This window comes from Tepidiphilus olei, from assembly GCF_006980705.1.
GTDB classification, from domain to species: Bacteria; Pseudomonadota; Gammaproteobacteria; order Burkholderiales; family Rhodocyclaceae; genus Tepidiphilus; species Tepidiphilus olei.
Window position 1 is genome coordinate 1 of sequence record NZ_SBHO01000014.1, and the last position, 18395, is coordinate 18395.

Below are 18395 nucleotides of genomic sequence, written 5' to 3' on the forward strand. Positions count from 1 at the left end.
TCGACACGCATCGCCATGATGGGCATACTCCTTTCTCGAAGTCATGGCGTCAGACCGAGCGCCGCGCACTTCCTGCCAGAGGCGCTAAACGGAATTTACAGAAAGGATGGTACACAACCAGCGGTGACAACGGCGCGGTGCTCACCACCCCAGAGCTGACCCAGCAGCACGGGCTCATCCGCGATGTCGATGAGTACGGTGATCTCTTCGCGCACGCCGCAGCCACGGCCACGGCAACCGTATCCAGTACCACCGCTGCCACCACCACCGCACCGGGGAGCCTGGCATGAACCTGGCCGAGATCGAACGCGCGCTGCGCGAATTGCGCCTCTCGGGCATTGCCGAGACCCTGTCGACCCGCGTGATGCAGGCCCAGGCCAGCCAGGAGCCGTTCCTGGAGACCTTCGCCGCCATGCTGCAAGACGAGCTGGACCGGCGCCGAACGCGCCTGATGGAGCGCCGCTACAAGCGCTCGGGGCTGGATGAGAAGGTCACGCTGGCCGACTTTGACTGGCGCTTCAACCCCAAGCTGCCCAGATCGGCCTGCTTTGAGCTGCACACGCTCAAGTTCATCGCAGAGGGCGCCAATGCACTGATCGTGGGCAAGCCCGGCACGGGCAAGAGCCACTTGGCCAAGGCGGTGGCCTACCAGGCCACGCTGGCCGGTCACGATGTGCGCTATCTGGAGGCGGACACCGAGTTTGGCCGCTACGCGCTGGGCAATGCCACCGAGCGGGGCTCACTGCTCAAGGAGTGGGTGCAGCCCGACCTGCTGGTCCTGGATGACCTGTTCCTGGCGCGGCGCATCAGCGAGCACGCCGCCGAGGTGTTGCAGGCCATCGTGCACCAGCGCTACAAGTTGCGCAGGTCGATCGTGGTGACCTCCAACCGGGTGGTGCAGGACTGGGGTAAGTATCTGGGCGACGCCACCATGGCCACCACCATCCTGGACCGCCTGATGCACCGCTGCGCGATGCTGGAATTCGAGGGCAAGAGCTACCGCCTCAAGGAGGCCGCCGCGCGCATCGCCATCAGCCCTGAAGCCTCATAATTCGACCGTCCTGCCTGGAGCAGTTTGACCGGCCACAAGTGGGGCAGTTTGGGGTGGCCATCGGGGTAATACAACCGCACTGCGCAGAGTGTTGAGACGCACCGCCGAAAGTGTCTCCCTCGCCCCTTTAGGGAAGGTCTGCAAAACCTTCCTGCCAGACTGCCGGGATGGGACAATAGCGACATGAAGCAGATGAGTCTGGAGGCGCCGATGTATACGGGCTTTGAGCTGCGCGCCAAGCGCACCCGCAAGCGTGCGTTTTTGGAGCAGATGGACCGTGTGGTGCCGTGGGCAGAGTTGGTCGCACTCATCGAGCCGTATGCGCCGAAGGCGGGTCCCAAGGGTGGGCGGCCACCCTTTGCGGTAGAGAAGCTGCTGAGGATTCATTTTTTGCAGCAGTGGTTTGGTCTGTCGGACCCGGCGGTGGAGGAAGCCTTGTACGACACGCCGCTGCTGGCGAGCTTTGTTGGTCTGGACCTGGGGGTGGATGTCGTGCCGGATGAGAGCACCATCCTGCGCTTTCGCCACCTGCTGGAGCAACACGGCCTGAGCCAGCGTATCCTCGAGACGGTCAATCGCATCCTGACCGAGCGTGGCCTCATGCTCAAGAGCGGCACCATCGTGGATGCCACGCTCATTGCTGCTCCCAGCTCGACCAAGAACGCCCGCCGTGAGCGCGACCCTGAGATGCACCAGACGAAGAAGGGCAACCAGTGGTACTTCGGCATGAAAGCGCACGTTGGGGTCGACGCCGAGACAGGGCTGGTACACACGGTGGTGGCCACCGCTGCCAACGTCTCGGATGTGACGCAGGCGCATCGGCTCTTGCACGGGCAAGAGACCGACGTCTTTGCCGATGCGGGCTATCAGGGAGTGGACAAGCGAGCGGAAAACCAGGGCAAGCAAGTCGCTTGGCACGTGGCCATGCGGCCGGGCAAGCGCCGGGCATTGGACAAGCGCACTTTTCTTGGCCAGGTGATGGATGCCTTGGAACGCACCAAGGCGCGCATTCGTGCCAAGGGTGAGCATCCGTTTCGGGTACTCAAATGCCAGTTTGGCTACCGCAAGACGCCCTATCGAGGCTTGGCCAAGAACGGCGCGCAGCTCAATGTCCTGTTTGCGCTGGTCAATCTGTGGCTGGCGCGCAAAGCTTTGCTGGCTGCGACGGGATAAGTGCGCCCGCAGTGGGCTCACTGGGGCCGGATGAGGCTGCAGAGGGCCCACGAAGGGGCTTGCTGGAGCCCAAGAACCGTTCAGCATCTGTTTCGATCCCATCCTACGAAACGATATTGACCCTGAACTCGTCGCCACGAACGAGTGGGCGGGGTAGTGCAGAGGTTCCTTAACAGGCCCTAGCGCCACGCGGTCCTGGTGAGTATCGAAGAAGAGCGAGGTCATGGGGCGGTTTTCCTGCGAGGTCGGTCAGCCGCTACGGTACAACGAATCGGCAGGCTCTGCCTGCCCACCATCAAGCCGCGTCGGGTTGCATCGCCGGCGCCGCCTTGCGGAACGCCTCCAGTTCTCCACAGGCTTGGTCGATGGCGCTGATGAGCGGCCAGCGAGTCAGGTCCACCTTGAAGCGGCGTGCACTCTCGACCTGCGGCACCAGGTACACGTCCGCCACCGTGGGCGCATCGCCGTAGCTGAAGCGACCGCGGTGCGGGTCGCTGGCCAGCAGGGCTTCATACGCGTCGAAGCCTGCCGTGATCCAGGTTCCGCACCAGGCGTTGATGGCGGCCTCGTCGGCGCCAAACGTCTTGCGCAGGTACTCCAGAATGCGGCGGTTGTTGATGGGGTGGATGTCGCAGCCCACGATGGCGGCCAGCGCGCGCACCCGTTGGCGGCCGTCGGCGTCGGCCGGCAGCAGCGCGGGCGTGGGGTACTGTTCCTCCAGCCATTCGATGATGGCCGGCGACTGGATCAGCACTTGCGCGCCCGTGTCCAGCGCGGGCACCAACTGCTGTGGGTTCAGCGCCTTGAAGGCGTCCTTTAGGTGCTCTTCCTTGCCCAGGTGCACGGCCAGGTACTCGTAGGGCACGCCCTTGAGGTTGAGCGCGATGCGCAGCCGGTGTGACGTGCCGCTGCGCCAGAAGTTGTACAGCTTCATCGCGTGCAGGCTCACTCGGCCGGGCCGACGGTCAGGCTGATCTCGGCAATGCCTTCCACACGGCCGATGATCTTGTCACCCGCCACCACGGCGCCCACGCCTTCGGGCGTGCCGGTGTAAATCAGGTCGCCGGGTTGCAAGTGGTAGTAGGTGGAGAGGTCGGCAATGATCTCGCGGACGTTCCAGATCAGCTTGTCCACGTTGGACGACTGTTTGGTCTGGCCGTTGACTTCCAGGGTGATCGCGCCCTGCTCCACCACCACGCCTTGCATCGGCACGATCTCGGAGCAGACCGAGCCTTCCTCGATGTCCTTGCCGGTGTCCCAGGGGAGGCCCTTGTCGCGTGCCACCAGTTGCAGGTCGCGCCGGGTCATGTCCAGGCCGGCGGCGTAGCCGTAAATCAACTCGTGCGCCTGGTCTTCGCTGACGCGGAAGCCGGGCTTGCCGATCGCCAGCACCAGCTCCATCTCGTAGTGGTAGTTGCTGGTGCGCGGCGGGTAGGCCACGGTCGCACCACTTTCCACCAGGGTTTGGGGCGATTTGGTGAAGTAGAAGGGCTGCTCGACGCTCTTGTCGACTGGGCGGCCCATCTCGACCGCGTGCGCGTGGTAGTTGCGGCCGACACAGAAGATGCGGTTGATCGGGAAGCGCTCGGTCTTGCCGCGGATGGGCAGGGACTGGATGGCGGGTGGGGTGAAGAGGTATTGGGTCATGGGAGGGCTTCCGAAAAATCAGAGGGAGGACGGCATGGCTGGCTGATCGTCCTGGCGGACTTCGTAGACGCCGAGCTTGCGGTGCAGCGGCGACTCGTCGGCGATGAACAGGAACGCAGGTTCGGTCGCCGAAGCGTTTTTCAGCACCGTCGGCGTGTAGCCGGGGATGCAGCAAGTGTCGGCCGCGACCAGATCGAAGTCCTGGGCGCCGGTCGAAACACGGGCCGCGCCTTCGATCACGTGATAGACCACCGCAGGTGATCGTGCCGGCAGCGCCAGCGTCTGGCCCGGGCGCAGCATCAGGGCGTAGAAGCCCAGGATGTTCTCGGCGTCGTCACCCGTTTCGGGGTTGACGTAGGTGACCTGCACGCATTCCTGCTCAGGCTGGTCGGCCGCCAGCGACAGCAGGGCGGCACGGGTGTCGGCCCAAGGGTAGCGCAAGAGAGGATAGCGCTTGTCGCTGCGCTGGAACACGGGGGTTGGCACCACGCCCGCACGGGTCCAGGCGCAGTCGCCCCGGCCGGGGTCGACCTGCTGGCGCTCGCCGTCGATGTGGTAGCTGGCCTCCATGTAGTACACCAGCGGCAGGTCCAGCACATCGAGCCACACCACGGGCTCGTTGCCGTCGTGGCCGTGCTCGTGCCACAGGCCGGTGGGCGTGAGGATGAGGTCACCCCGGCTCATGGGGCACTTCTCGCCATCCACGGTGGTGTAGGCGCCCTCGCCCTCCACGATCATGCGCACCGCGTTGGGGGTGTGGCGGTGGCTGGGCGCCCACTCGCCGGGCAGCAGCAACTGCATGCCCAGGTATATGGCGGCGCTGGCTTGCATCTTCTCCAGGCCGTGGCCGGGGTTGGCCAGCACCAGCACGCGGCGCTCGGCCTTCTCAATGGGGGTCAGCTCACCGGCCTTGAGCAGCAGCGGCTTGAGCGTCTGGTAGGACCAGTAAGTCGGCTGCGTCTGGCGGGTCGGGACATTGGGCGGCAGCACCGCGCGTAGGCTGGGCCATAGCGGCACCAGGTTAAGTTGTTTGAGTTCGTCTCGGTAGTCCTGCGGCAGGTCTTCCAGTCGGCCAAGTTCGTGACTCATGGTGATACGCTCCTCTTCATCAAGCATGTGGATAGGGGAAGCCGATATCCCTCACGCTTCGATCAGACCAAAGCAAGTATCGGCAATTTCTGAATCCGACCGCAGTCGGAAAAAGGGGCTCGTAATCTGTGTGCATCGAAATTTGATCGAGGCCGCTGCCCACGGCTGCCCCGCGGCATGGCTGGCCGCTCATGGAGGCTGGCCATGCTTTATTCGATTTCTCTAAAAAAATCAGATCAAACCTTCAGCCGACAATGCGGCCCGGACTGCTGGACGTTCAGCCACGCGGTTGAGGTAGCCTTGCAGGCCGGGCCAAGGCGAAAGGTCCACATTCACGTAAGCCCCCCAGCCAAGCACAGTAAACAAGTAGGCGTCCACCACGGAAAAGTCGTTCCCCATGGCCCAAACCTTGTCACCGAGCATCTGCTCGGTATGGGCAAGACGGCTTTCCAATTGGGCCTTGATGACTGGCTTGGCATCCTGTGGAAACACCGGGCTGAACAGCGCTCCGAAGCTTTTATGCAATTCGGTGGAGATGAAATTCAGCCATTCCATCAGTCGGTAACGCTCCAGCGAGCCAGCTGCCGGTGCCAGGCATTTTTCTGGCACACGGTCAGCGAGGTATTGAACGATGGCCGGCCCTTCGGTGAGCACCTGCCCATCATCCATTTGCAAAGCGGGGACACTGCCCACGGGATTGACGGTCTTGTAATCAACACCAGTCTCAGTCACCTTGGTGCCGAGATCAACCTTTTCTAGCTGAAAGTCAAATCCACCTTCACGAAGGATGATGTGAGGCGACAATGAACATGCGCCGGGGCTGTAATAAAGCTTCATGAGACTCTCCTTAAAATCAAGGCGTGGTTGAAAAATCAGAAAAATCGATGCACTGAGAATTTATGGTTGCGTTTCCTTTTGCAACCTGCTCTCAAGCATGAAAAGGCGGTCATTTCCCCACCACATTTGATCATCCCAAAACACGGTGGGAACCCCGAAAACCTTTCGGTCAATGGCCGCCTGCGTCTCTTCGTCGTATGCCTTGGCGGCATTTTCGCTGTTCAAAAAATCTTCAAATTCACCGAGATCCCAGTTTAGCTTGTCGCATACCTCAGCCAGCAAGCTATCAGCATCCAGTGCCCACCCTTTCCCCCAAGCCGAATCGAAAACAAGGCGAACATATTCAGCGGCTCGCTCCCTGGCTGCCGGGTAATACAGTCCGGCATTCACCCGGCGGCTGTTGAAGTTAGGGGGGAAAACCAACGGAATCCTATAGAGATCGGCCCATCGCTGCAAATCCACCTTTAAGTAGTCAAGCTTGACCTTGAGGTCCCGATTGGATGGCCCGATGTTGCCAATGGCCGTTTTTGCTCGCGCCAAATCAATGGCGTGATACTGGATGGAGAATCCATAACGCCCCGCTAGCACCGACAAACGGTGGTTTGCCAGGTACGAAAAGGGGCTCAAAAAATCGAAATAAAAATCAACCATCATGCTCAGGCTCTCCCAAAAAAAGACGGCAGAAATGTGGAGCTGCTTCAGGGCAAGCGCCACATCCCGCGCTCTTGGCGCTTTTACGGCGTACTCGCATATTTGATACTCGCCGATTCCTCCAATCCAGAGGACGCCCAGATCAGCCAGCTTTGCTGATCGGAGATATCTGACTCAGGACCTGGCCTCGCCTCACTTCTTTTTCGAGCCGGTTGCCGTTTTGGTTTTCTTCAATTCCTCGGCGTACTTGGTATGCAGTGCGGCCCAGGCCTTGCCTGATTTTCGGGCACCTGCAAGGTATTCGTCGGGAACCAGCGTATAGGGTGGCCGGCACGGCCCCGCCTTGAGCCAGCCGGCCGCGTCCATTCGTGCTTTTTCGAGGCCAATGTTGTATTTTGAGAATTCCGAGAAATCGCCGCGTGGAAACAGTGTGGCATCGGCTGCGCGCATGTCATCTGAAATAGCCTTGGCCTTGGCCCAATCACCGGTCTTTTTGGCTTTTACCACCTCATCGCGCAGCACAAGGGCGGTCGCTGGGCCGCACATGGAACCGCTAGACCAGAAAGCAGTTATGCGCTCGGGATTGATCCGGGCCGCAGCGTAGTAGTCATCCTCATGCGGAAGGAAGCGAATATTTGGGGCCAATTTCAGATCCAAGTCCAGCATCCCGATGCCCAAGTACTTGGCTGTGACAACCTGCGGGATTTTGGACATTTCGGCCCAAAACGGGCGAGGAAAATCAAATTTGAAAGCCTCCGGGTTGGCGTAGACAGCGATGGCTGCATCTGGCACTGCTTCCGCCACATCGCGATAAAATTGCACGGCAGTAGGCAGATCCATCTTCACCCACATCGGCACGCCGAGCATTGTTCCTTGGGCGCCAATGTCGATCAATTCGCGGGTCTGGCGTATGACTTCACGGGTATTCAAGGCCGTTGTGCCGCAGAAGTAGGGCACTCGACCGCGCGCGGTTTCCACGACCGTTGAAACAAAATCCCGCTTCTCCTCCCACGTCAGCGTCGCGCATTCGCCAAAGGTGCCGAGGCTCAGAATGCCATTGACGCCGGCCGCAATCAACTCCTCGACAATCCGGGCCGTCTCGTCGAGATCGACCGTGTGCGTGCTGCGCCAGTCCGAGGCATCCGGCGTGGACGGGGTCGGCATGATGACCCATACGCCTTGAATATCCTCTGCAGTCAGGCGCGTCGCTTTGCTGGTCTTTCTTGTCATTCAAATCTCCTTTAAAAATGGTGGTGTAAATAGAACTTGGGAATCAAAGTGGGCCGATCAAAATCTCCGACCAATCGCAATCGAGGTCAACAACGGATTCAATGTTACGCGGGCCGTGGCGACTTGCGGGCCAAGAAACCCAGATGCATCTGTTTTCAAATAAAGTTTGCGGAGATCAAAGCTGACGAACCAGTCGCGGTTGATGTTCGCTTCTGCACCGATGTGGAGCACAGGTGCCCAAGCATGATCTGCATCGAATGAGGTCAGATTGGCGTCTTTGCTTTTCAGAATTCGAGTGTAGTTGATCCCCGCCCCCACGTACGGGCGAACCAATCCCATCTGTGGCAGGTTGTAGGTCGCCGACAAAACTGCAGGAGCATATTGAACACGGCCCAGCAAAATCGGAGGCAGCGTGCCTGCGCCCGTCACTTTTGTGGTGGGTGGAATGCCAACAATTAATCGCGCGTTCCAGTTATCGTTAATGATGTAACCGAAGTCAAATGTCAAAGCGTTGTTGTCACTAGCGTCAGCGCTTCCACCCGGAACCCTTGTTCCGTCAATCGAAACTTTGGCGCTCGCATCGAAGGCTATGTTGGTGGCGCCGATGCGATATGACCAACGGGAATCCTCGGCATATGCGGTGCTGAGCATCAGCATCCCAAGTCCTGCGAGGGAAATGGCTTCTTTGATCATCATTGTCTCCTCTTGTTATATGGAACAGAATGGGAAAAACAGATGCGATCGATTTCGCATCTGTTACATGGCTAGCTCAGTTTGACGTCCAATCCATAACCGGTGGCCTCGATGGCGTGACCGAAAATGTCGCCGACGTAATATTCCGATTCATCAATGGCGGGGGCGCCTCGCCACCCAGGTTCGATCAGCCAGCCGGAAGGTGTTGCCGCGTAGAACGTCAGCGCCTTATCGTTGGAATGGATGCCCAATTGCAAGGCAATGTCAATCTTTTCCTTCGTGAAAAGCTGGTATGTGTAACCCAAATCTTCGATATGAGTGTATTCAATCATCAGATGATTGAGGCGCTTGGCCGCAGGCATTGAACCGAAAGCGATGGAATGATCGCGAGCATTGCAATGCATGAACGTCAACTCAGCCGTCATGCCGTTGGGCAATGGGAGGCGGTATTCGACATCACCGCGGAAACCAAGGAGGCTGTAGAACTCGCGCGCCGCCTGCACGTCGGTCTGACGCACGATGCAGTGGCCAAGCCCCTGGTCACCAGTCACGAACTTGCCATGCAAAGGGCGGCCGGGGTGGAACGGGTTGTTCAGGTCAATCCGAGGTCCCCAGAAAATCTCGGTCGGGTTGCCCCCCGGATCTTCTGTCTTCATCAGGCCCAGTACCATCCGTTCTTGTGCTTCGGCTTTGTCGCACACGCGGACTTTGTAGCCTGCGTCCACGAGCTTTTGGCCCAGGGCCTCGAACTCTGGCTGCCCCGCAACACGCCAACCTAGGTACTCCAGATCGTCGTGACCCGTGTGATGGACCACGATTCTATGGTGCCAATAATCCATCCGCAGATAGAAACGGTCTTTGTCACCCTCATCGAGTACCTGGAGCCCCAGCATGTTTGCGGCAAAGGATTTCCACGCTGCGGGATCCTTGACCGAAATGCCCATGTACCCCAATTCAATGACAGTTGCTGGCTTGTTCATGGTTTAACTCCTTTGTTGCTTCAGCTTAGAAGGGATACTGCTGCTCGAACGGTTCAATGGTCAGCCACTTGAGTTCCGTGAACTCGTCGATCACCGCGCGTCCGTCGAAGCGACCATAACCGGTGGCCTTTGTGCCGCCATAAGGCGCCTGCGCCTCGTTCTGTACGGTGGAGCCGTTGATATGGACCGAGCCGTATTCGATCGCCATGCCCACGCGCAGAGCCCGGTTCACGTCCCGGCCAAACACGCCCGATGACAGGCCATATGCACTGTCGTTGGCAATACGGATGGCATCGGCTTCGCCCTTGCACCGGATAACCACAGTGATGGGACCGAAGGTTTCCTCATCGTAGATCTGCATGTCGGCTGTCACGTGGTCCAGGATCGTGGCGGGCATGACTGCACCCTCGGCCATGCCGCCGCACACGACCTTGGCGCCCTTATCGATGGCATCTTTGAACAGAGCATTGATCCGGTCCCCCGAGTTGGGCGACACCATCGGGCCGATGATGCAGTCCCCGGTGACGCACGGATCGCCCGCGCGCAACTGCTTGGTTTTTTCGACGAACTTCGCTACGAATTCGTCCGCGATCTTCTCGTCGACCACCAGGCGTTCGGTGGACATGCAGATCTGGCCTTGGAACAGGAAGCTGCCGAACACCGCTGCCTTGACCGCCGCGTCGATGTCCGCATCGTCCAGAACGATTAGCGGTGACTTGCCACCGAGTTCCAGTAAGCAGCGTTTGAGATGCTGGCCGGCTTTCTGAGCAATGATGCGGCCCACGCGGGTAGAGCCCGTGAAGTTGATGCGACGGATCTCCTTTGAAGAAATCAGCGCATCTGCAATATCGGGCGACCGGTCCGGGGAGGAGTTCAGATAATTGAGCACGCCAGCAGGCAGACCGGCTTCCTGCACACACTTCGTAACCAAAGCGTGCGTAGCGGGGCTAAATTCGGAGCCTTTAAATACGACGGTATTGCCGCAGACCAGCGGATAAGCGATGGCCCGCGCCGCGAGCACTGCGGTGCCGTTCCAGGGAACGATGCTCAAGATGGGGCCGACCGGCTGACGCAGCGTCATCGACAGGGTGTCAGGCTTGTCCGTCGGAATGGTTTCGCCTTGAATTTGGGTGGCTAGTGAGGCGGCTTCCCGGAATACATTGGCCGACAGGTGCACGTTGAACCCCGCCCACAGCGCGGAGGCTCCCACTTCCTTGGCCATCACTTCGATGAACTCGGGCGTTTTGCTCTCCATGACGTCTGCCACCTTCAAAAGAAGGCGCCGCCGCTCCGAGGGTCCGACGGCCTTCCAGGACTTGAACGCCTCTTGAGCGGCTCGAGCCGCATCGACCGCATCGTCCACCGTGGCGTTCGCGCATTGGGTCACGACCTCGCCACTGACAGGGTGCTTGCGATCGAATGACTTTTTGTCACTCGAATCGCGCCAGGTGTTGTTGATGAACAATTTCGTCTTCATGGGTTGTCTCCTGGGAATGGGGTTGAAAAATCTGATTTGATTGAAAATTCACTTTCGACCGAGCGCCATGCCGCCATCAATGCTGATCACCGTGCCAGTGATGAACTTCCCTTGTTCCCGGGAGGCCAGCAAAAGGTACGGTGCCACCACGTCCTCGGGCCTTGCTGCGAACCCCAAGGGGGTCAGGCCCTTGATCATGTCATCGATGCCGGGCATGTCTTTCATTTTGGTTTTGTCGAAGCCAGCGCTTGCCGGGCCAGCCAAAGGAGTGACCGTGCCACCTGGCGCAACGCCATTGACCCGGATGTGCGGAGCCAATTCGTAGGCCAACGCCTTGACCATGCCCAGCACTGCATGCTTGCTGGCAATGTAGCAAGAGCCGCCGCCGCCGACCGCATAGGAAGAAACGGAAGCCGTCACTACTACCGATCCGTTCGTTTTTTTGAGTTCCGGCAAGGCCGCGCTGATGCCGCTGAAATAGCTTTTGACGTTGATGTCAAATATCTCGTCGAAACTGCCCGAGAATTTCTCCCAAGGCTCATCGATGCTCAGCATGTAATCCCATATCCCGGCATTTCCGATGAAGCAATCCAGGCGCCCGAACCTGGCAACCGTCTGTTTAACCAGCTTCTCATTGGTGGCGTGATCACGGACATCGCCCGCTACGATCTCAATGGCATCTTTGAATTCACTGCGAAGACCCGCCTCTTGTTCCTCGTTGCGAACAAGTGCGGACACGAAATAGCCAGCTGCTTTGAAGGATCGAACCAGTTCCAGCCCGATGCCTGAACCGGCGCCAGTGATGGCAACAACTTGCTGTGTGCTCATGTCAATAAATTTCCGTTTAAAACAATCAAGGATGACCGCCATCCAGGCAGTCATCCCCAGGGTTCACAGGAAGATCATCATGTTGTGGGTCTGGAGAATGCGCTCCGGGTAGTCCACAAAGCGTTCGACCAATTTGATGCCACCACCTTCGTTACGTTTCCATTTGTCTTCTCGCGTTGCATAGAACACGTCAACCTGGTTTCCGCGCCTGGCGCGGTGGAGAATGAGGTTGGAGCGGACATGCAGCAGATCCGGTGCGCTCTTGTCCTTGGCCGCCGTGACATTGGTGACGAAGCGGGTGAAGCGGATCTTCGGGCTGTTGGCCCAGTTCTGAGGATCCATCTGGTGTTCAACTCGAACTTTCAGCTGTTGATAGTTCTCGTTGTAGATATTCACCGCATCATTCAGTTGGTATCGACGCTCGGAAGTGGAGCGAAGTTCTCGCGAGATCACTTGGTATTTGATCTCGGGGGCAACGAAGTGTTCAAGCCAGGCTTTGTAGGCCTGAATGTCCAACAGATGTGCTTCTCGGGTCAGGAGTGTGGTGACTTCTTGCTGCAGATCGCTGTCGTGCCCGACGAAGAAACGATGAAATTCTTCGGCGTCGTGCGCGGAGACCAGCTTGTCTTCCTGGGTATTGATCATCATGGTTGGCTCCTGGATTAGCGATCAGTCGTCTTGGTGAGTTCGGTGTGCCAATTTCGGGAGGCATTTTCGAACTCGGCCCAATTGGAGCTGCTGATGTGAGCCTGGTAGGCACGGTAGAATCCGCGATAGCTGGTTTCGCCGATTGCCGATTTGCCAACGACGCCCGGATAGCATTCGTCGCCGTAGACGTCCTTGCCGAAACCCAAATTGGCAATCAGATCACTGTTGCTGGATTGGTATTTCTTGGCATTTTGCGACTCCGTCTCCATGTTGTCGTTGTCGTCGCTTTCCCAGAATCCTGCTGGTCCGAAAGTGCGCTGAACCGCGTCAGCCAAGCGACGCTTTAAGTCCTCAGGCATGTCTTTTTCCACGATGGCATACGTCCAAACCTCGGTCGTGTTTTCATCGATCGGGTTCCAGACCTTGAAGACACCGGAGCAGGTCAAAATGCTGTTGTTCGGGAAAATCGTGCAGTTTAGATGGCTGCGGTAAATCCGTGCCCGGACATCGCCGATTTCCTTGGCGAGTTTTTCCTGTTTTGCGGCGCCGAATGCCATCATTTCGGGAACCAGATCAGCGCTGTGGACACCGGAGTAGGCGTCCCACAATACGCCCATTCCAGTGCCATACTTGCTGGTCATTTGTAAGCCCGCGCCTTCGGGTGGAAGCATAGCGTTGCCCGCAAGAGGGGTAAATATCGACTGACCTGAGCGCAAAGACGATGCGTGCGTCCAACCAACGTGGTACGCGTCACCCACAAAGTTTTCCGCAGGAGCCTTCCAGTTGGCCTTGATCACCACTTTGCCGGGGGGGCCTACAAGTTCCAGGCCACCAGAGTACTTGAAGATGGGTTCTAAGTACCAGGCTGCATCACCCAGATAATCGATGAACGGGGGAGCTTCTGCATCAAAACAGCCGTAGATAAAACCATGAAAGCTTTCGATGCGGGGGACTTCTTTCAAGCCCAGGCACTTCTTTTTGATCGCATCGCCGTACAACTCTTTTTCAAAGGGAACGCTTTGCAGTTCGCCGTTGGAACCGAAGCCCCAGCCGTGGTAGCTGCACACAAAGCCTTTCGCATTTCCGGCTTCAGCGTGAACTAGTGTCTTGCCCCGGTGACGGCAAACATTCAAAAAGGCTCGCACCGACCCATCGTTCTGGCGGGAGACGATGACTTCATCGACGCCCATTTTGGCAATGACATAGTCGCCGGGGGAGGGAATCAGACAGTCATGGGTCAGAAAAAGCCAGTTCCGCGCGAAGATGGTCTTCATCTCGTGCTGGAAAAGTTCTTTGTCGCCATGAATCAGGTGCTTTTGCGTCAGCCCTGCTTCACTCACTAAGTTTTGGTAACTCATAATTGCTTGTCTCCTCTTGTTTGAAAACGGGTAGTGATTGGGTTGGGTGGGGTGATTTCCGGATTTGGCTTTCCTCCTGCAAAGAGTTTTAGTCCAGCTTGATCATCACGCGCATGTTTTCGATTTTTACGGGGTAGGTTTTGATGTCCTGTGTCAGGGGTGAGCACAAGGCTTTACCCGTGCAAACATCGAATCGGCCTTGATGCAAAGGACATTCAATTTCCCGGCCTTCGAGAAAGCCGTCGCTCAAGCGCGCAGCCCCGTGGGTACACAAGTTGTCGGTGGCGAAGACCTCACCTTCCACCTCATAGAAGGCAATGTCTTTGCCTGCCACGATGACTCCGACCACATCGCCCTCAGGCACAGCGTCCCGTGCGATGGCATCAATCCAGTTCTCGGACATGTTCTGCAACCTCAAATGGGGTAGATGAGGGAGTTGGGGATCATCTCGCTGTCGTACACGCACAGCCGAGACTGCAGCTTCAGCCCTTCCGGTGTGCGCACGATGACGTCGCGGTAGTAGCCTGCGTTGAAAACCGTGGAGTCCCCATCTAGCTTGGTTCGAATGACCACGTAGTTGGCTTCCGACTGGATGCGCTCGCCACTGACATCACGCTCCACGGACAGGATTCGCGGCGTGCCCACGATGTGGCGCTGGTAGTAGGGGTCGTGGTACATGGTTTCTTTGACGCCGTACACACGGTCGCGAATCATGGCCTTGCTCTCCAGAGCCAGCAGACACAGGGGCAGGCCCTGCTCGAAGTTTTCGCGCGGTTGCAGGCGGTAGGTGCCGGTCTCAATGAAAAAATCAGGCCACTTCTCCCAATCGGCGGAGTCGCAGACCATGGCGTAGTCGCTGTACAGGTTCAGCAGTTCGAAGTACGTCTTGAAGTCGATCATGTTCACTCCCCCATCACTTTGCGCCAGTAGTCGTACATGCCGCGGATCAGCGTTTCGGTGACCATGTGGTCGGTGTCGCCGATCTCGTGGCCGCCCATCTCGATCACGGAGCGGTGCGACGGGTTCTGCTCGAAGCCTTCCTGCGACCACTCGATCACCTCGCCGTCGTCGGCCGAGACGAAGCCTGCCGGGCCGAACAGGTTGGCCTGGATCAGGCGGCGCTGGTGCATCTCCGGCGTGTCGTCTTCAAAGCCGAAATGGGTCCAGACGAAATCAAAAGATCTGTGCCCGTTGGGCTGGATGTGGCGCGTCGATAAGCTGTTGACCTGCTGCTGGATGATCACACTGGGGAAGATCGTGGTCATCACGGCGGTCGGGCCGCCCCACCAGGGCTCGGGCACGATGTCCAGCAGACGCGGGTCGTTCACCTTCATCTGCTCCTTGAAGCTGTCCACGCCGGACACGACCTCCTCGTTCTTGCCGCCCTGACCGCGCGTGGAGATCATCGCGGCGTGGCGGAATTTGGCGTCCATCTTCAGTTCCGACTTGTTGTCGGCGCGCCAGAGCCCGAAGGTCGAGAACCAGGTGTGCAGCAGGCCCGGGTGGTAGGGGTCCTTGATGTTCTCCTGCATCAGCTTCCAGTTGCCCGGGATGCGCTGGCGGCGGTAGCCCAGGATCTTGAGCTTGCGGCCATTGAAGACGCGATCGAAGTAGTGTAGGATGGTTGGGCCCAGGAAGTCCTCGAAAGGCTCGACATCGTGGTCGAAAGAGGCAAACACTGCACCGCCTCGGGCGGCCACCTTGAGCTTGGTCAGGCCGTGTTCTTCGAGTTTGAAGTCCTTGGGCATGCCGCCGTTGACCTTGCCGTCCTGCTTGACGCCACGGCGGAAGGGCACGCCCTGCAGGTCACCCTTGAGGCTGTAGTTCCACTGGTGGTAGGGGCAGAAGAAGTCCTTGGCGTTGCCGTGGCGCTCGCGGCAAAAGCGCATGCCACGGTGGGCGCAGACGTTCTCCACCACGTTGATGCCGCCATCCGGATCACGCACCATGATGACCGAGCGCTCACCGATCACCGTTCGCTTGAAGTCGCCTGGATTCGGAATCTCGGCTTCCAGGCCTACGTAGCACCAGTGGCCGGAGTAGAAAAAGCGGTCGAGTTCGCGCTTGTAGTGGTCCTCGCTGGTGTAAGCCCAGAAGGGGATCCGGCTGGTGCCGTCTCCTGGCCAAACGGGGTCTTTGGGAAACACTGTCTTGGTTTCACTCATCGTGCGTCTCCTTGGGTGGAATGCACTGGGAACGATCGGTGGGGTTCAGACACCGCTGGGATAGAAGGCATCGGAGTGAACATGCTCCGGCGCAATGCCAAGCTTGGCGACGATCAAACTGAGGGCATCGACCATGGCGGGAGGGCCGCACAGGTACGCTCGCCAGCCATCGAGCGACTTAAAATCGCTCTCGATGGCATCGGTGACCAGGCCGCTGCGCCATGCACCGTCCACCGGGCCGGTGGCGACGACAACGTGGACCTTGAGCTGAGGGTGTTGATCGGCCATCGCCTGGAGCCGCTCGGCGTCGTACACGTCTTCTTGGCTGCGCACACCGAAATAGAGGTGAATAGGGTTGGTCATGCCCTCGGCCAACGCGCCGCGCACGATCGACAAAACAGGGGCCAGACCGGTACCACCGCCCACGCACAGCATTGGGCCGGTGTGCTTGCGACGCAGGTATGCCGTGCCCAGCGGCCCACTGATGCGGATGTTCGATCCGACCTTCAGTTCACTGAAGATGTATTCCGTGACGCGGCCTCCATGCACTTTTCGGATGTGGAACTCCATCTCCTCATCACCCGGCAGGCCGGCCATGGAATATGGGCGGATATGGTCGGGCGTGAACTGCAAAATGGCGTACTGCCCCGGGCTGAATTCCAGCGGCTTGGCCAGCTTGACTTTGATGCGGCGAATGTCGTGCGTGGCCTGCTCGATCGATGTGACCGTGCCCTTGATGATCTTGGCCGGATGGGTAATCACCTCATCCACATCGGGAACCTCGATGGTGCAGTCCCCGGTCAGGGTAGCCTGGCAGGCCAATACCTCACCGGCCTTGGCCGAATGGGGGCGTCCTGTCTCCGGTACGCCGCCCAGCACGCTGCCTTCGATCACCTTGCAGCGGCAGGTGCCGCAGCGACCGGACATGCAGCTGTAGGAAATGGGAACGCTGTGCGCACGCAGCACGTCCAGCAGATTTTTCCCAATCTCTGTCTGCAGCCGCAGCTTCAGTGGCTGTACGACCAGTTCCATGTTGTGCGCTCTCTTTGTCTCCGAATGACGCGATTTTGGATAGAAAAGTCGTATAAGTCGATGCAGCGAACCTGATAGTTAGAATCACCAGCATGAATAGTGAGGTACAGCATGAGGCTTCGCGACATTGATCTCAACCTGCTGGTGGTGTTCAACCAGATGTTGATGGACCGCAGCGCGTCCACTGCTGCCGAGAAGCTCAACATGTCACAGCCCGCCGTCAGCAACGCGCTGCGTCGCCTGCGTGAGCTGCTGAACGACGAGCTCTTCATACGCACATCCAAGGGCATGGAGCCGACGCCCTACGCCCTGCACCTGGCAGAACCCGTCGTGTACGCACTCAATGCGCTGCAGACAGCTCTGTCGAGTAAAGAAAGTTTCGACCCCCAGACCAGTGCCCGGACCTTCAACCTGGCGATGACCGACATCGGCGAGATGTACTTCATGCCGCCGCTCATGGACGCGCTGTCCCGGCTGGCACCGAAGATCCAGATCCATACCCACCGGCCCGACTCGGGCGACCTGAAGGAAGGCATGGAGTCCGGCGCCATCGATCTCGCGCTGGGTATGATGCCCAACCTGCAAACCGGTTTCTTCCAGAAGCGGCTGTTCAGGCAACGTTACGTGTGCATGTTCAGGAAGGGACACCCCGTCGCAAAGTCGCCCATGACGCTGGCCCAATTCAGCAAGCTTGAACATGTGGGTGTTACGGCGCCAAACACAGGCCATGGGGAGATCGACAGCCTGCTAACCCGTGCGGGCGTCACGCGCCGCGTTCGACTGGTGGTGCCGCACTTCATCGCTGTGGGCCACATCCTTCAAAGCACCGACCTGATCGCCACATTGCCCGAGCGGTTTGCTGACCTCATCAAGGGCCCATTTGACTTGGTCGTCTCCCCTCACCCTGTCAAGCTGCCCGAAATTGCCATTAACATGTTCTGGCACGCCAAGTACAACCGTGACCCGGCCAATATGTGGCTGCGGCAACTTGTGAGCGATCTGTTCGCGGACAAGTGAAGCCTTCGGCGTCACCGCAACAGTTTGGACATGCGGGGTTTCGCCTTTCACTGCATCGAAAGATCTTCGTGAACGATCGGTGTGCACCCGCTACACCCAAGTCTTCGACTTCATCGCATCGACCCCCGGCGGCCACCCAAAGTGCTCCACTTATGGCCACCCAAATTGCTCCACCTGACCAGTGGTGACCTGATGCATTGAGCTTGGCATGTTGGTCGCCCGCTGGCCGACAGGCAGGACGTTACTTTCACCCCCTCACCAACGAGGGGACCACCGGAGTGAACGTCTTGAAGCCACACTTGCAAACCACCATATGGACGCTGCTGGAGGCCAACGCCAGCCAGCGAGAGGGTTGTGCAACCTTTTTTCTGTAAATTTCCGTGGTGTTGGTCATGACGCCGGGGTTACGGGTTGAGGTTGAGATAGACCTTGCCGGTCATCCACTCGTCGTCGAGTTCGGCCAGCAGCGCCGAGACCAGGCGCAGGCAGGAATCCATGTTGGGGAAGATGCTGGCCACC

20 protein-coding genes and 1 pseudogene are annotated in these 18395 nt (G+C 58.7%); 4 read left to right on the forward strand and 17 right to left on the reverse strand.

The window, feature by feature from the left end; translation table 11 throughout:
* From EPD80_RS11405 to EPD80_RS10975, 3 genes and pseudogenes are all read left to right on the forward strand, one after another.
* Positions 1 to 290, forward strand: a pseudogene (locus EPD80_RS11405) (hypothetical protein); the annotation flags it as partial.
* On the forward strand, positions 287 to 1051 hold the full coding sequence (gene istB, locus EPD80_RS10970) for an IS21-like element helper ATPase IstB (RefSeq protein WP_045786199.1): 765 nt from the start codon (positions 287 to 289) through the stop codon (positions 1049 to 1051). The pseudogene EPD80_RS11405 and the gene istB, both read left to right, overlap by 4 nt.
* 183 nt (positions 1052 to 1234) lie before the next feature.
* Positions 1235 to 2224, forward strand: a complete 990-nt coding sequence (locus EPD80_RS10975; protein ID WP_066708478.1) for an IS5 family transposase — start codon at positions 1235 to 1237, stop codon at positions 2222 to 2224.
* 295 nt (positions 2225 to 2519) lie between these two features.
* Here EPD80_RS10975 and maiA read toward each other — a convergent pair whose 3' ends face one another.
* The 16 genes from maiA to EPD80_RS11055 all read right to left on the reverse strand — a co-directional run bounded on the left by maiA (position 2520) and on the right by EPD80_RS11055 (position 16859).
* Positions 2520 to 3158 (reverse strand): maleylacetoacetate isomerase, encoded by a 639-nt coding sequence (gene maiA / locus EPD80_RS10980; RefSeq protein ID WP_142811759.1) that lies wholly within the window; start codon positions 3156 to 3158, stop codon positions 2520 to 2522.
* An 11-nt stretch (positions 3159 to 3169) separates the two neighbouring features.
* Positions 3170 to 3871 carry a fumarylacetoacetate hydrolase family protein gene (locus EPD80_RS10985; protein WP_142811761.1) on the reverse strand — a complete coding sequence of 234 codons (702 nt, stop codon included), beginning with the start codon at positions 3869 to 3871 and terminating at the stop codon, positions 3170 to 3172.
* Positions 3872 to 3889: 18 nt separating this feature from the next.
* Entirely contained in the window at positions 3890 to 4960 is a 1071-nt protein-coding gene (locus EPD80_RS10990; RefSeq protein ID WP_142811763.1) for a cupin domain-containing protein, read from the reverse strand.
* A 231-nt stretch (positions 4961 to 5191) separates the two neighbouring features.
* On the reverse strand, positions 5192 to 5797 hold the full coding sequence (gene gstA / locus EPD80_RS10995; protein ID WP_142811764.1) for a glutathione transferase GstA: 606 nt from the start codon (positions 5795 to 5797) through the stop codon (positions 5192 to 5194).
* Positions 5798 to 5857: 60 nt separating this feature from the next.
* Entirely contained in the window at positions 5858 to 6451 is a 594-nt protein-coding gene (locus EPD80_RS11000) for a 2-hydroxychromene-2-carboxylate isomerase (protein WP_026437505.1), read from the reverse strand.
* 189 nt (positions 6452 to 6640) lie between these two features.
* On the reverse strand, positions 6641 to 7678 hold the full coding sequence (locus EPD80_RS11005; protein ID WP_142811766.1) for a dihydrodipicolinate synthase family protein: 1038 nt from the start codon (positions 7676 to 7678) through the stop codon (positions 6641 to 6643).
* Between the two features lie 57 nt (positions 7679 to 7735).
* Complete coding sequence (locus EPD80_RS11010) at positions 7736 to 8374, reverse strand: OmpW/AlkL family protein (protein WP_221928977.1); 639 nt, start codon at positions 8372 to 8374, stop codon at positions 7736 to 7738.
* Positions 8375 to 8442: 68 nt separating this feature from the next.
* Positions 8443 to 9351, reverse strand: a complete 909-nt coding sequence (gene nahC / locus EPD80_RS11015; RefSeq protein WP_142811768.1) for a 1,2-dihydroxynaphthalene dioxygenase — start codon at positions 9349 to 9351, stop codon at positions 8443 to 8445.
* A gap of 25 nt (positions 9352 to 9376) precedes the next feature.
* The gene (locus EPD80_RS11020; RefSeq protein WP_142811770.1) at positions 9377 to 10828 is read right to left on the reverse strand and encodes an aldehyde dehydrogenase; all 1452 of its coding nucleotides are present in this window, start codon (positions 10826 to 10828) and stop codon (positions 9377 to 9379) included.
* A gap of 48 nt (positions 10829 to 10876) precedes the next feature.
* A complete protein-coding gene (gene nagB / locus EPD80_RS11025; protein WP_142811790.1) occupies positions 10877 to 11656 on the reverse strand; it encodes a 1,2-dihydroxy-1,2-dihydronaphthalene dehydrogenase NagB in 780 nt (259 codons plus the stop codon).
* A 63-nt stretch (positions 11657 to 11719) separates the two neighbouring features.
* Positions 11720 to 12304: a naphthalene 1,2-dioxygenase system small oxygenase NagAd gene (nagAd, locus tag EPD80_RS11030; RefSeq protein WP_142811772.1), complete on the reverse strand. Its 585-nt coding sequence runs from the start codon at positions 12302 to 12304 to the stop codon at positions 11720 to 11722.
* A gap of 14 nt (positions 12305 to 12318) precedes the next feature.
* Complete coding sequence (nagAc, locus tag EPD80_RS11035) at positions 12319 to 13662, reverse strand: naphthalene 1,2-dioxygenase system large oxygenase NagAc (protein WP_142811774.1); 1344 nt, start codon at positions 13660 to 13662, stop codon at positions 12319 to 12321.
* 88 nt (positions 13663 to 13750) lie between these two features.
* Entirely contained in the window at positions 13751 to 14065 is a 315-nt protein-coding gene (locus EPD80_RS11040) for a non-heme iron oxygenase ferredoxin subunit (protein WP_142811776.1), read from the reverse strand.
* An 11-nt stretch (positions 14066 to 14076) separates the two neighbouring features.
* Positions 14077 to 14562, reverse strand: a complete 486-nt coding sequence (locus EPD80_RS11045; RefSeq protein WP_142811778.1) for an aromatic-ring-hydroxylating dioxygenase subunit beta — start codon at positions 14560 to 14562, stop codon at positions 14077 to 14079.
* A gap of 2 nt (positions 14563 to 14564) precedes the next feature.
* On the reverse strand, positions 14565 to 15827 hold the full coding sequence (gene nagG / locus EPD80_RS11050; protein ID WP_142811780.1) for a salicylate 5-hydroxylase large oxygenase NagG: 1263 nt from the start codon (positions 15825 to 15827) through the stop codon (positions 14565 to 14567).
* 45 nt (positions 15828 to 15872) lie between these two features.
* Positions 15873 to 16859: a 2Fe-2S iron-sulfur cluster-binding protein gene (locus tag EPD80_RS11055; protein WP_142811782.1), complete on the reverse strand. Its 987-nt coding sequence runs from the start codon at positions 16857 to 16859 to the stop codon at positions 15873 to 15875.
* Between the two features lie 111 nt (positions 16860 to 16970).
* Here EPD80_RS11055 and EPD80_RS11060 point away from each other — a divergent pair, with 111 nt between their 5' ends.
* A complete protein-coding gene (locus tag EPD80_RS11060; RefSeq protein WP_142811784.1) occupies positions 16971 to 17876 on the forward strand; it encodes a LysR family transcriptional regulator in 906 nt (301 codons plus the stop codon).
* A 404-nt stretch (positions 17877 to 18280) separates the two neighbouring features.
* On the opposite strand, the gene EPD80_RS11065 is transcribed toward EPD80_RS11060, so the two are convergent.
* Positions 18281 to 18395 (reverse strand): transposase (locus EPD80_RS11065; protein ID WP_142811786.1); only part of this gene is annotated, 115 nt, incomplete at its 5' end.